This is a genomic window from Pseudarthrobacter polychromogenes, from assembly GCF_014644495.1.
In the GTDB taxonomy this organism is placed as follows: domain Bacteria; phylum Actinomycetota; class Actinomycetes; order Actinomycetales; family Micrococcaceae; genus Arthrobacter; species Arthrobacter polychromogenes.
The window spans coordinates 224,278-236,831 of the sequence record NZ_BMKU01000005.1 but is presented as its reverse complement, the minus strand read 5'-3'; the positions used below and the strand labels follow the sequence as shown (position 1 = coordinate 236,831).

The 12,554-nt window shown below is 66.1% G+C and carries 9 protein-coding genes and 2 pseudogenes; 7 read left to right on the top strand and 4 right to left on the bottom strand.

Annotated elements, in window-relative coordinates; translation table 11 throughout:
• Positions 1-63 precede the first annotated feature (63 nt).
• Positions 64-609, top strand: a complete 546-nt coding sequence (locus IEX43_RS10350) for a CGNR zinc finger domain-containing protein (protein ID WP_188810733.1) — start codon at positions 64-66, stop codon at positions 607-609.
• Here IEX43_RS10350 and IEX43_RS10345 read toward each other — a convergent pair.
• The 3 genes from IEX43_RS10345 to IEX43_RS10335 all read right to left on the bottom strand — a co-directional run bounded on the left by IEX43_RS10345 (position 606) and on the right by IEX43_RS10335 (position 3,066).
• Positions 606-962 (bottom strand): hypothetical protein, encoded by a 357-nt coding sequence (locus IEX43_RS10345; protein ID WP_188810731.1) that lies wholly within the window; start codon positions 960-962, stop codon positions 606-608. The two genes, IEX43_RS10350 and IEX43_RS10345, sit on opposite strands and share 4 nt — an antisense overlap.
• Before the next feature lie 103 nt (positions 963-1,065).
• Positions 1,066-1,656 carry a hypothetical protein gene (locus IEX43_RS10340; protein WP_188810729.1) on the bottom strand — a complete coding sequence of 197 codons (591 nt, stop codon included), beginning with the start codon at positions 1,654-1,656 and terminating at the stop codon, positions 1,066-1,068.
• A gap of 57 nt (positions 1,657-1,713) precedes the next feature.
• Positions 1,714-3,066: an MATE family efflux transporter gene (locus tag IEX43_RS10335; RefSeq protein ID WP_188810727.1), complete on the bottom strand. Its 1,353-nt coding sequence runs from the start codon at positions 3,064-3,066 to the stop codon at positions 1,714-1,716.
• 107 nt (positions 3,067-3,173) lie between these two features.
• On the opposite strand from IEX43_RS10335, the gene IEX43_RS10330 reads away from it, so the two are divergent.
• From IEX43_RS10330 to IEX43_RS10320, 4 genes and pseudogenes are all read left to right on the top strand, one after another.
• Complete coding sequence (locus IEX43_RS10330) at positions 3,174-3,608, top strand: DoxX family protein (protein WP_188810724.1); 435 nt, start codon at positions 3,174-3,176, stop codon at positions 3,606-3,608.
• A 468-nt stretch (positions 3,609-4,076) separates the two neighbouring features.
• Positions 4,077-6,029: pseudogene (locus IEX43_RS20610) on the top strand (SGNH/GDSL hydrolase family protein); the annotation flags it as partial.
• 630 nt (positions 6,030-6,659) lie between these two features.
• A pseudogene (locus tag IEX43_RS20605) lies at positions 6,660-8,474 on the top strand (rhamnogalacturonan lyase); the annotation flags it as partial.
• A gap of 115 nt (positions 8,475-8,589) precedes the next feature.
• The gene (locus IEX43_RS10320; protein ID WP_188810720.1) at positions 8,590-9,561 is read left to right on the top strand and encodes an acyl-CoA thioesterase; all 972 of its coding nucleotides are present in this window, start codon (positions 8,590-8,592) and stop codon (positions 9,559-9,561) included.
• A gap of 25 nt (positions 9,562-9,586) precedes the next feature.
• Here the strand turns inward: IEX43_RS10320 and dnaB are convergent, their stop codons facing one another.
• Positions 9,587-10,969, bottom strand: a complete 1,383-nt coding sequence (dnaB, locus tag IEX43_RS10315; protein ID WP_066272593.1) for a replicative DNA helicase — start codon at positions 10,967-10,969, stop codon at positions 9,587-9,589.
• A 663-nt stretch (positions 10,970-11,632) separates the two neighbouring features.
• On the opposite strand from dnaB, the gene IEX43_RS10310 reads away from it, so the two are divergent.
• Both IEX43_RS10310 and IEX43_RS10305 read left to right on the top strand, forming a co-directional pair.
• Complete coding sequence (locus IEX43_RS10310; protein WP_104186784.1) at positions 11,633-11,908, top strand: hypothetical protein; 276 nt, start codon at positions 11,633-11,635, stop codon at positions 11,906-11,908.
• Between the two features lie 3 nt (positions 11,909-11,911).
• Positions 11,912-12,481 carry a hypothetical protein gene (locus IEX43_RS10305; RefSeq protein WP_188810718.1) on the top strand — a complete coding sequence of 190 codons (570 nt, stop codon included), beginning with the start codon at positions 11,912-11,914 and terminating at the stop codon, positions 12,479-12,481.
• Positions 12,482-12,554 lie beyond the last annotated feature (73 nt).

The window sequence follows — 12,554 nt, the reverse complement described above, 5'->3', positions numbered from 1 at the left end:
CCTGTCAGGAGTAAAATGGGGTTATGGTCATGACAGTACGGGACGGCGCTGTAAGGAGTCAAGATGGTTTTTGCCCCTGACACTGAGGTGGCACTGCGGACCGTGGTGAACCTGGTCAATTCAGCTGCGAACGGGAGCGAGGGCCTTGGCACCCAAGCGGACCTGGACCGCTTCCTGGCGGCCGAGGGCTTCAGCGGGTCCCGCACCCGGGACGGGGATGAGCTGGAAAGTGTCCGCCGCCTGCGCCACGAGCTTTCCCAGTTGTGGAGGGCGGATGAGGACGCCGCGGTGGAGACGGTAAACCGCCTCCTGCGGGAAGCTCGCGCCCTGCCCCAGCTGGTCAAGCACGACGACTGGGACTGGCACTTGCACGCCACAACGCCGGAGGCTCCGCTGGTGTACAGGATGAGCACAGAGGCCGCGATGGCCCTGGCAGATGTCATCCGCGGCAAGGAAATGGACCGGATGCGGACGTGCGAGGCGGAGGATTGTGATGCCGCCGTCCTGGACCTCAGCCGGAACAGGTCAAAGCGCTACTGCGATACGGGCAACTGCGCCAACCGCGCGCACGTTGCCGCCTACCGGGCGCGGCAGGCGGCCACCGGTTAGTGGCTGCCCCGGGTGTCCGTGCCGTCAGCCGGCGGGTCCTGCGGGCCTGGGGCTGCGCCGTAGCCGTGGGACGGCTTCCGGGCTGAACTGAGGTTCACGCCGGAGCCCTTGCCCAGGTGCTCTGCGTTCTCCTTGTGGCTCATGGAGAGCATTGCCGCCACCACCAGCGTGACGATGAATGCGATGCCGGCCGCGGTGAAGGCCAGGTCAAAGCGGGGGGCACGGGCGCTGCCGCCGGAAGCGAAGATGACAACGGCAAGGAAAGCGATCACGGCCCAGAACGCGGAGAACATCAGCGGGCCCCTCACCGAGGTCCGCAGCTTGCGCGGTTTTCCTGGATGCTGGTCTGCCACGGTGGTTCCTCCCTGCAGGCGGCACGCCGGCCGGCCTGGTTTAAGTGTTGCGGTGGTTGCCCGGCAATTTTTTCTACAAGAAGTAGAACCGCGCCTTCCTAGTTTACGGCTTACCGGCGGCGCTGCGGGCATCGTGCCGGAGAGTCAGGCCTGACAGGACCCACAGGACACCCGAAATAATCGCCCCTCCGCCGGCCACACCCAGCAGCGCGTGGGCGCCCAGCCCGATAAAGAACGGCAGGAGGGCTGCGGTGCCAAGGCCAACGATCCCGGAGGTGATCCAGTCGCGGGCCAGGACATGCCGGCCGCGGAGCTTCAGCCCGCAGGCCAGTTCAAGCGCTCCCGCCAGGCCCAGGCCCACGGCAGCAACCACGCCGAACAGCAGGTCCCCGTGCATCAGCACCAGTGAGAATCCCGCGCCGGCCATCACCGCACCCGCGGCCGCGAGCATCTTGCCCGGCGCGGCTCCCTGGGGCAGCCCGGTGGCCGGAACAGTCCGGAGCAGCAGCACGCCGGTGGCCAGAAGGTACAGTCCTCCGGCCCACCCCATGACCTCGACGGAGGGAGCCACCCAGAAGATGGTGAGGGCACCGAACACCAGGGCTGCGGCCGAGCGGAGCAGGACCGGCTGCCAAAGGCCGGGCCCGGCGTCGGTTCCGGAAGTGGTGCCTGCGGGTGTCCTTGATTGCGTCACCGGTCCAGTTTAGTGGCGGCGCGCCGCCGGCCGAACTTCGCGCGTCCCGGCCGGCGCTCATGCGGACCCGAGCACCATCCAGCGGTCCGACCTGGCACGCAGGCCGAGCGTCACGGCACGGGCCGCCATGTACCCGAGGGCAAAGGCGGCCCAGAGCCAGGCCAGGCCCGCGCCGCCCGAGGCTCCCAGCAGTGCAACGGCCACAAGCATCGGCACGTAGGCGGCGAGATTCATCACACCGGCCAGGGCTAGGTACCTGGCGTCCCCGGCGCCGATCAGCACCCCGTCCAGGACGAAGACGTATCCGGCGAGGGGCTGGCCCACGGCGAGGACCCACAGGGCAAGGGCCAGCGCCGACCTCACCTCGGGATCGGAAGTGAAGAGGGCACCGGCCCACGGAGCCGCCACCGCCAGGAGCAGTCCCGTCACTGCGCCAAAGCCAAGCCCCCAGCGGACCATGGTTCCGGTGAGGAGCCGTGCCTTGCCGGCATTCGAGGCTCCCAGCTCCTTGCCGATCAGCGCCTGGGCGGCAATGGCCAGCGCATCCAGGGCGAAGGCGAGGAAGGAAAATATGGTCATTGCCAGCTGGTGGGCGGCAAGGTTGACAGCGCCCTGCGAGGTCACCACAACCACCGTTGCCAGGATGGCGATCCTGAGGCTCAGGGTGCGCAGCATCAGCCAGGATCCCACGCGCGCCATGCTGCGGATGCCCCGCCAGCTGGGCAGCAGGCCCACACCGTTCCGCACGGCGTTCCGCCTGACGATGGCCAGGTAGACGCCGGCCATGGCCCATTGCGCCACGCTGGTGCCCACCGCCGAGCCGGCTACGGACCATCCCAGCCCGTATACAAGCCACAGGTTCAGCACAATGTTCAGGGCGAATCCGGCAGTGGCCACCACCAGCGGTGTCCGGGTGTCCTGCAGTCCGCGGAGGAGGCCCGTGCCGGCAAAGATGAGCAGCATGGCCACCAGCCCCGGCATGGACCAGCGCAGGTAATCGACGGCGAAGACGCGCACCTCGCCGTCCGCCCCCAGGAGTCCGACCAGCGGATCCGCCGCCAGGAAGCCGGCCACGGCGAGGACGACGCCGAGCAGCAGTGCCAGCCACACGCCGTCGCGCCCGGCCGCCAGGGCTTTCCCCAGCTGGCCGTCGCCGATGGCACGCGCCACGGCGGGAGTGGTGGAGTAGGCCAGGAAAACCATCAGGCCCACAGCGGTATGCAGCACCGCCGATGCCAGTCCAACCCCGGCCAGCTGCGCCACTCCGAGGTGGCCGATGATGGCGGAATCGGCAAGCAGGAACAGCGGTTCGGCCACAAGCGCACCGAATGCCGGGACGGCCAGGCGAAGGATTTCGCGGGCCTGCCCCTTGCGCGGCGCAGCGGTGGCAGGGGCAGGCAGGTAAGGCACGCTGCCAGCCTAATCGGCCGGCCGCACGCAGGCAGACTTGCATGACAAGGGACACATTATGACGCCAATAGTTGACTCTTCAACCATTTACCGTGGACACTGGATTCATGAATCAGTCACGACTCACCACTACCGCCATCACTGCCCTCCGGATTGTCCTGGGCTTCCTTTTTGCAGCCCACGGGTGGCAGAAGTTCAATGAATGGACCATCGCGGGAACGCAGGCCTCGTTCGCCAAGATGGGCGTTCCGGCTGCGGAAATTACCGCACCGGCCGTTGCCGTGCTGGAACTTGTAGGCGGCATTGCCCTGATCCTGGGCATTCTCACCCGCGTAGTGGCAGCCCTGCTGGCCCTGAACATGCTGGGCGCCCTCTTCCTGGTGCACGCCCCGGCCGGCGTTTTTGCCGCCAACGGCGGGTACGAGCTGGTGCTGCTCCTCGCGGCTGGAGCTTTTGCCCTGGCCCTGACCGGCGCTGGCCGCGCCTCGGTGGACCGCGCCCTCTTCGGCCGGAGCGACTCAAAGCTCGCCGTCCTGGCCTGACCCACCACCTCCGGCTCGAGTCCGGAAACGCGCGACGGCGGATGGGCACCTTGGTGCGCATCCGCCGTCGGCCGTTAACCCGGCAGGACCGCCGCCGGGCCGCTACGTCCTGATCCCCCCGGCCGGAATCGCCGGAACGGTGCGAACTCGCCGTTCGGAAGCGGCGAGCCGGGCGACTTTCGGCGATTCCGCCGCCGCTGCCCTCTGAACAGCCCGCCTACACCTAACAATCCCGAACATCAAACACCACAAAGTCACGGGAAAGATGGGAAAACGCTTGCCATGACGGCGTCCGGACTGGTAAACCAAGATTGCCGCAGTGAGAGCTGCAGCACCCTTCCCAGGTCTCAGCCATTCCCCGAGTCATCACCCGGAACCTTTCGCGCTATACGTCCGACTGACGCGCCGGCGTGTCTTTGAATCGTTCCAAACTTCCTGGGTCCGCCTTGCCACCGCTCATCGAAGGAGATGTTCGTGAATCGACCCCCTCAACTGACCACGCTTCCACAGGAAGGGCCTCCGCCCCGCCGCAAGCTGCCGGCCGGCGCAAAAGCCGTGACGGCGGCCGTTGCCTCTGCCGCCATCGCCTTCACAGGGCTCCCGGCCGTTCAGGCCGACACCGCCCTCCCCGCAGTGGGAAGTGGCTTCAAGTTCGACTTCGGTCCCGGAGCGGCAGCCGACGGCTACACGCCGGTAGGCGCCGCCAGCCGGTACTCCACCGCCGCGCGGTTCGGCTTCACGGACACGGCCGCCACCTCCGGAGTGGACCGGGGCACCGGAGACCCGCTGCGGTCCGACTTTGTCCAGGCGCAGGGCAGCACGTTCCAGGTGGACCTGCCCAATGGCGACTACACCGTCAAACTCATTGCCGGCGACGCCGCCGAAGCCACGAACATTGCCATCACCGCCGAAAAGATGGCCAAGGTCCAGCTCACCGACAAGCCGGCGGGCCAGTACCTGGAGATGGAGTTCCCCATCTCCCTCGTGGACGGCCAGCTCAACCTCGACTTCACGGGCACAGCGGCCAAAATCAACTCCCTGGTGGTTGCGGCGCGGGCGCCGCGCACGGCCACCACGGACCCGGGCGTCTACCTCGCCGGCGACTCCACGGTGCAGACCTACGACCCCGGCTTCGCCCCGCAGGCAGGCTGGGGCCAGATGATCGACCGGTACTTCGAGGACGGCGTCTCCTTCAAGAACCACGCGATCGGCGGGCGCAGTTCCAAGAACTTCATCACCCAGGGACGCCTGGATGAGATCCTGCGGGTCATCAACCCGGGCGATTACCTGATGGTGCAGTTCGGCCACAATGACGCCACCATCGGCGTGGACGACCGCTACGCCTCCCCCGCCGATTACAAGGAATACCTCCGCACGTACGTCAACGGCGCCCGCCAGCGCGGCGCAACCCCTGTCCTGGTGACCCCCGTGGGACGCCGGGACTACGACGAAGCCACCGGCAAGTTCCGCGTCAGCTTCCCCGAGTACGTGGCCAAGATGCAGGAACTCGCGGCCGAGGAGAACGTGGCCCTGGTGGACCTGTCCGCCTCGAGCCGCGCCTACTACGACGAAATCGGCCCGGAGGACACTAAGTCCGTTTTCCTCCACGTCGATGCCGGCGTGTACCCCAACCGCCCCACCGGGACAGTGGACAACACCCACTTCCAGGAGTACGGCGCCATCCAGATTGCCCGGCTGGTGGCGGGAGGCGTGAAGCAGCTCGACGTTCCGCTGGCCTCCCGCGTCAAGGAAATCGCACCGCCGTCGTCCGTTCCCGCCAAGCCGCAGGGACTGGTGGCCGGAAGCGTGTCCAACGCCGGCGCGCTCCTCAAGTGGCAGCCCGTTGAAGGCGCGGACATCTACAAGGTGTACCGCAAGCTGGCCTCCGAGCCGGACAGCGCCTACAAGCTGACCACCACAGCAACGGTTCCCACTGCAAACCTGGGCGGACTGGCTGAGGGCACCGCGTATGACGTCCGCGTCGCCGCCCTGAACGGCAAGGGGCTTTCGGAACCCAGCGAAACGCTCACCGTGACCACCAAGCAGGCAAAGTACAAGTTCGACTTTGGGCCCGTGGGAGCTCCGGTCGAGGCGGGGTACACAGAAGTCAACCGGACCATGGGCTACACAGGCGGGCGCGGCTTTGGGTTCAAGGACATCTCGGTGCTCAGCGACCGGGACCGGGGAGCGGTGACCAGCAACCTGCTGCGGGACTTCGTCCTCAGCGGCTCCAGCTTCGAATTCCAGCTGGACGTCCCCAACGGCACCTACGCACTGAAGACCTACCACAGCGACTGGATCGGCTCCACAAGGACCGACGTTGCGGCCGAGGGCACCCCCTACGGCCAGGTCTCGTCCGGCCGGGCATCCTCGGCAACCAAGATCATCAACCAGGTCCTGGTCTCCGACGGGCAGCTCAACCTCACCATCAGCGGCTCCGGCCAGCGGCTCAACGGCCTGGAGGTCACCCCGCTGCTCGTGGGACCCACCAACCTGCACACCACTGGTGTGAATGCGGCTTCCGAGCCGCCCACCGTGGACCTCGCCTGGGACGCCGTGGCAGACGCCGCCAGCTACAAGGTTTTCCGCCAGGCGTCCTTCGAAGCCGAACCGCAGCTGATCGCCGGGAACGTGGCCACTGCGTCATTCCAGGACACCACGGCCTTCGCGGGACTGACGTACACGTACTTCGTCAGCGCCCTGGACAGCACCGGCCTCGAGTCCGTTCCGTCCAACACGGTGGAGACCGCCCTGGTTGACCCCGCCACTCCGGTGCCCGCTGCCACGGGCAAGGTGGACGTGAAGGCAGTGGAGAAGACGAGCGTCATGCTCAAGTGGCAGAAGGTGTCCGGCGCTGCCGCATACCTCGTCTACCGGTCCACCTCACCCGACGGCCCCTTCGGCTACGTGGGCCGCGCCACCGAAGTGAACTACACCGACTACTCGGTCCTGACCACCATCAAGTACTACTACCGGGTCACCACGGTGAACAAGGGCGGCGAATCCGCGCCCTCACCCGTGGTGGGAACCGAAAAGGTCACCGTAGTGAACCGGCAGATGGAAAACCTGGACCGGGCACCGGTGGCCCTGCTGACCGGCGAAGGCGTGCGGGTGGGCTGGCGCATGCTCGGCCTGGACCCTGAACAGATCGGCTTCCATGTCATCCGCGACGGCGTTCAGCTCACCGAGGAGCCGATCCGCAGCAGCACCACGTTCCTGGACCCCTCCGGGACCTCATCGTCCCGGTACGCCGTCAAGACCGTGGGCAACGGCGGGGAACAGCTCACCGCCGAGTTCACGCCGCTGGCGAAGAACTACCTGGCCGTAAAGCTGGACAAGCCTGCGGATGACTACACGAAGGACGGACAGCCGTACAGCTACTCCGCCGGCGACTCCAGCGTGGCTGACCTGGACGGCGACGGAACGTACGAGATCCTCCAGATGTGGTCGCCCTCCAACTCCAAGGACAACTCACAGGCGGGCTACACCGGACTGGTGTACGTGGACGCCTACCGCATGGACGGCACCAGGCTCTGGCGGATCAACATGGGTCCAAACATCCGCGCCGGCGCCCACTACACGCAGTTGCTCGCCTACGACTTCGACGGCGACGGCAAGGCCGAAGTTGCCATGAAGACGGCGGACGGCACGCGCGACGCTGCCGGAACGGTGATTGGAAACGCTGGAGCAGACCACCGCAACAGCAGCGGCTACGTGCTGACGGGCCCGGAGTTCCTCAGTGTCTTCCACGGGGCAACCGGCACCATCATGGACACGGTGGCCTACGACCCTCCCCGTGGTGACGTGGCAGCATGGGGCGACGGCTACGGCAACCGCGTTGACCGCTTCCTCGGCGCAGTGGCCTACCTGGACGGGGAACGCCCGTCCATGATGTTCAGCCGCGGCTATTACACCCGCACCGTGCTTGCCACCTACGACCTCGTGGGCGGCAAAATCAGCAAGCGCTGGATCTTCGACTCGGACGCCGCAGGCGCCCAGTACCGCAGCCAGGGCAACCACAACCTGTCCGTAGCGGATGTGGACGCCGACGGAAAGGACGAGTTCGTCTTCGGCTCCCTGACCATCGACGACAACGGCAAGCCGCTGTACAACACTGGCCTGGGCCACGGTGATGCCATCCACACCAGCGACCTCGATCCGTCCCGTCCGGGCCTGGAAACGTTCGCGGCCCACGAGGACATGGGGGCCAGCGGCAACAGGGGAGCCACATTCCGTGATGCGCGCACCGGGGAGATCCTCTGGAGCATCCCGGCCGCCAAGGACACCGGACGCGCTGCCGCCGGTGACATCGACCCGCGCCACGCGGGGGCGGAGGGCTGGGCCATCGGCGGCGACGCTGCCTGGAACTCCCCGGTGGGCGAGCTGCGCTCCGCAAGGGGCGAGCTGATCGCCAACAGCATCCCGGCAGCCAACTTCCTGGCCTGGTGGGACGGCGACCTGCTGCGGGAGATCGTTGACCATGACTGGAACGCGGCAACCACCACCGGCACGCCCAGCATCGCCAAGTGGAACTGGGAAACGGAATCCAGCGACCGGCTGCTCACGGCCACCGGTGCGAAGTCCAACAACGGCACCAAGGGAACCCCGGCCATCCAGGCCGACCTCCTCGGTGACTGGCGTGAGGAAATTGCGTGGCCGTCGTCGGACAGCACGGAGCTGCGCATCTACACCACCACCGCCGGTACCGACGTCCGGCTCCGGACGCTGATGCACGATCCCGTATACCGGCTCTCGGTTGCACGCGAGAACGTCTCGTACAACCAGCCGCCACACCCCAGCTTCTACGTGGGTGTTGGGATGGAACTGCCGGCCCAGCCGGACATCGTGTACACCCGCGCAGGCTGACCCGTCGGATCTGCCCGCTGCCCCGTCCGCCAGCCCGGCGGGCGGGGCAGCGCCATGTCCGGGCCCGTTTTGGATGCAACCCGCCGGTAACACCGGGCGTCAGTATGATCACAGCATGACCGAGACGCCTGCCTCCAACTCCGTGACACTCCGCTTTTTGGCCGCTCCCATGGATGTGGGCCACAGCGGCTCCGTAGACGCCGGAACCGTCCTGGAGTGGGTGGACAAGGCCGCGTATGCCGCTGCGGTGGGGTGGGCGAAGTCTTACTGCGTCACCGCCTACGTGGGAAACATTCACTTCGCCGATCCCGTCAACAGCGGCGACATGGTGGAGGTCGAAGCCACCATCGTCTACACCGGACGGTCCTCGATGCACATCCGCACCGTAGTTTCCTCCGGGGATCCCAAGGGCGGTCCGGCCACCATGCGAAGCCAGTGCATGGTGATTTTCGTGGCTGTGGGCGAGGATGGAAAACCGATCCCGGTCCAGCAGTTCGAACCCGTCACCGCCGGAGAGATTGAACAGCGGGACCACGCGCTGGCACGGATCAAGGTACGCGAACAGATCGTCGAAGCCATGAACCGGCAGGAATATACGGACGCGGGTACGGCCGAACGGGTTACCCTGCGGTTCATGGCCGCACCCACAGACGTGAACTGGGGCGGCAAGGTCCACGGCGGGATCGTCATGAAGTGGATCGACGAGGCCGCCTACGTGTGCGCCTCCCGGTACTGCGGCATGGACACCGTGGCTGTCTTCTCCGGCGGGGTCCGGTTCTACCGTCCCCTGTTGATTGGCCACGTGGTGGAGGTGGAGGCGCGGCTGGTGTACACCGGCACCAAAGGCATGCACATTGCCGTACATGTCCGCTCAGGCGACCCCAAGAGCCGCGAGATGAACCTCACCACCTATTGCCTGACAGTGATGGTGGCGCGCGACGCGGACGGCAACTCCGTCCCCGTGCCCTCGTGGGTGCCGGTCAGCGAAGAGGACAAGAGACTGCACGCCCATGCCCGCGAACTGCTGGAAATCAGGGGCACAGCCCCGGGAAACCGGCTGCCCAACCACCTGCTGGCCAAGGGCTAAGCCCGGGGCACCCACGGCGGCGCTCCTAGAAGCCGCCGCCGCCGGCGTCGGCTGCCATGTTGGCGAACCGTGAGTAATGGCCCTGGAAGGCAACCACGATGTCCTTGGTGGGGCCGTTACGGTGCTTGGCCACCAGGATGTCAGCCTCCCCTGCGCGGGGGGACTCCTTGTCGTAGACGTCCTCACGGTGAAGCAGGATCACCATGTCGGCGTCCTGCTCGATGGAGCCCGATTCGCGGAGGTCGGAGACCATGGGCCGCTTATCCTGGCGCTGCTCAGAGCCACGGTTGAGCTGGGACAGTGCGATCACGGGGACCTGGAGCTCCTTGGCCAGGAGCTTCAGCGCACGTGAAAACTCGGAGACCTCCTGCTGGCGGGACTCAACCTTTTTACCGGAGCTCATGAGCTGCAGGTAGTCGAGGATCACGAGTTTGAGATCGTGCTGCTGCTTCAGGCGCCGGCACTTTGCCCGGATCTCCATCAGCGACATGTTGGGGCTGTCATCGATAAAGAGCGGGGCATCATTCATCCGGCCCATGGTGGTGGCGATCTTGGACCATTGCTCGTCCTTGATGGTGCCCTTGCGGAGGTCCTGCAGCCCGATGGTGGCCTCGGCGGACAGGAGGCGCATGGCGATTTCGTTCCGGCCCATTTCGAGCGAGAACATCACTGTGGCCAGGTTGTTCTTGATGGCTGCCGAGCGGGCGAAGTCCAGCGCGAAGGTGGACTTACCCACAGCCGGGCGGGCTGCGATCACAATCATCTGGCCGGGGTGCAGGCCGTGGGTGAGCTCATCCAGTTCGTAGAACCCCGTGGGCACACCGGTCATGCCCTCACCGCGGTGGCCGGAGGCTTCGATCTCATCCACCGTGGACTCCATGACGTCCTTCAGGACGACGTAGTCCTCGGCAGTGCGGCGCTCTGCCACCGCGTACACCTCGGCCTGGGCCTGGTTCACCAGGTCCTCCACCTCGCCGTCGGAGCCGTAGCCCAGCTGGACGATCTTGGTGCCCGCGTTCACGAGGCGCCGGAGCACGGCCCGTTCAGCAACGATCTCTGCGTAGTAGCCGGCGTTGGCGGCGGTGGGAACGGTCTGGATAAGCTCGTGCAGGTAGGCAGGGCCGCCGATCCTGTTGATCTCTGCACGCTTGGTGAGTTCATCGGAGACAGTCACGGCGTCGGCGGGCTCACCGCGGCCATAGAGGTCGATAATGGCTTCGTAAATGGTTTCGTGAGCCGGGCGGTAGAAGTCCTGGCCGCGGAGGATTTCCACAACATCGGCGATGGCATCCTTGGACAGCATCATGCCGCCCAGCACGGACTGCTCGGCAGGGATGTCCTGCGGCGGCTTGCGGCTGGCTTCAGATCCACGGGTTGTCTCTACCGGATCCAGATGCGCGATTGACAAAGCTGCCGTCCTCCATGTGAGCCGGGGCCTTGGTGGCACCGGTGGTTAACCGTCCTGCGAGGGCGTTGCCCGAAAGCCGGGCTCCGCTACCTGTCCAGGTGTACCAGCGGGGTGTGACAATCGCTGGGGATCCAGCCCTGCAGCCGGGAATTTTGAGAGTTATCCCCATATCCACAGGTTTTCCACAATGGGCCTCTTCTTAAGGCTCCGGATGCACTGCGGCTGCCCTTCCCGGCATCCGTCCGGAACCACAGGAGCCCTGAAAAACAGGTACCCCGCTACGCTAGTCCCCCGCGCCCCAGCGGCAAAGTCAACAGGCACCAGGCCCTGTGGAAAACCTGTGCACTAAGGGGCATAGCTTGTGCACAGCCTGTGGGAAAGGCTGTGGAAAGCAAAAATCTTTACGCGCCTTAAGCGTGCTGACCAGCGGAAACGTCGCCGCCAGCATGTGGAGTAAAGATTTCTTCCGGATAATTTCATCCACAGCCCATGGCAGCACCGGTGGAGTAAAACCGCCCCGCCCGTGGCAGTGATGCAGTTCATGCTGCGACCGGTGCGGACCGTTGCTACCCGGGTCGCGGGGTCAACGCCCCAGCGGACCGTTGAGTATGCGCATAGATGAATGTTGCTGTGGATAAACCGGATCTGGCATAAGCTCTATACATGGGCGAACTAGTGCTGGTACTGCTGCCGGCGATTGTGTTGGTGGCGCTCATCTGGGGTCTGGCCACGGCCCTCAGTCCGCGGGATACGGGCTTGTCCGATGCCGAGAAATACCAGCGTGACCTGGCGGAACGTTCAGCGCAGCACTACGCGGCCCAGGTCCAGGCTGCCACGGCGGCCCGCGCACGCCTGGAGTCCACCACGAGGCCAAGCCAAAACACCCAGGCGATGCATTCAGACCTTGCCCCAGCCAGGAAGTACACAGAACGGCGCTAGAAAATGGAATCGCTTGTGGTCCCTGTCCTCATCCTCCTGGCCGTGGCTGCCGGAGTCACGTTGGCGGCCCGCGCCATCAGCAAGCGGAAGGCCTCCGCGGGCGCCGAGCCGCAGGCGCCCGCAGCCACCTCCGCCGACCTCGCCCGCGCGGCGGCTGCCAAACTTTCCGAGGACGAACACCGGCGGCTCTATGCCCTGATCGCACAGGGCCAGGCCATGGCCGCCATCAAGCTGTACTACGAAGCCACCGGCGACGGACTGCGCGCATCACGCGATGCCGTAGGAGCGCTGGCGGCACACCCGCAGCCTTACCGGGGCCCGGAGGTGGCCACCCCGGAACCGGACGATGAGGATGATGAGCCCCAAAGGTTCCCCTACCGCTACCGGGCGATCGCCAGCAAGGGCGACGTGACCCGCGAGGTCAGCAGCAACATGCTCAACGACGAGATCTATGGCCGGATACGCACCCTGGCCCGCAACGGCGACACGGAGGCTGCTGCCTCGGCGCTCACGCGGCACTCGGATATCTCCATGAAACAGGCCCGGGAGTTCATCGAACTGCTGGACGACTAGCCTGGCCAGGCGCCTCGCCGCCCTGGGGCGGCCGGATCATCCCTGTCATGTTGGACTACCTGAGCGGTCCTGT